The sequence below is a fragment of the Alteromonas sp. S167 genome (assembly GCF_036864375.1).
Lineage (GTDB): Bacteria > Pseudomonadota > Gammaproteobacteria > Enterobacterales > Alteromonadaceae > Alteromonas.
This window is the reverse complement of sequence record NZ_JAZETR010000038.1, coordinates 1-587: the sequence shown is the minus strand read 5'-3', so window position 1 is coordinate 587 and position 587 is coordinate 1. Positions and strand designations below refer to the sequence as shown.

General features: G+C 41.4%; 1 protein-coding gene. It reads right to left on the bottom strand.

The features are described 5' to 3' along the window. Window positions 1-98: 98 nt before the first annotated feature. A complete protein-coding gene (locus V7R35_RS17830; RefSeq protein WP_334016232.1) occupies window positions 99-569 on the bottom strand; it encodes a hypothetical protein in 471 nt (156 codons plus the stop codon). Window positions 570-587: the final 18 nt, after the last annotated feature.

The following is a 587-nucleotide window of genomic DNA, read 5'->3' as shown; positions in this document are numbered from 1 at the left end:
ACTAAGCTAAGGGGCAAAAGCACAATGCGAAAATGGCGAAGCCGCATTGTGTTTTTGTCCCAGCAGCCCGCGCAGTGGGTTGCGACTTAAGCGTTTTGTTATAAGCCGTTCTGATTTTGCAAGGGAAAACAGTCATTTGCTACTTCCAGACATGCAGGAAGATCTCCGGTGAATTTCCATATTGACTCTGGCTCTTCCTCATATGGAATTGAGAGTGTGTTTTTTGCAATAAAGTGCGGCTTTTCGATACTGACATATTGTCCAACTTGTTTAAATTCTGTATTCCAAAATATCAATCTACTAGTCGCGCGACAAGATGAGCCCCAAACGGTGTATAAATAGGATACGTAAAGTTTTTCATTTTCAAATTCGAGTTCACCGATGTATGAAAATGTTTCTGTATGGAATTCACCGTCATCCCAAGCGCCCATATCTGTAGTCTTTGCTGCTTCATAAAGGCTTGATGCTATCGGCTCATGGCCTTCAACAATGCGGACTGATTTGTTGACGCATTCCTGAGCATCAGCACAAGTTGAAAGAATCAATACAAAAAAAACTATAACTCTCAATTACAACTCCAAGGCTTA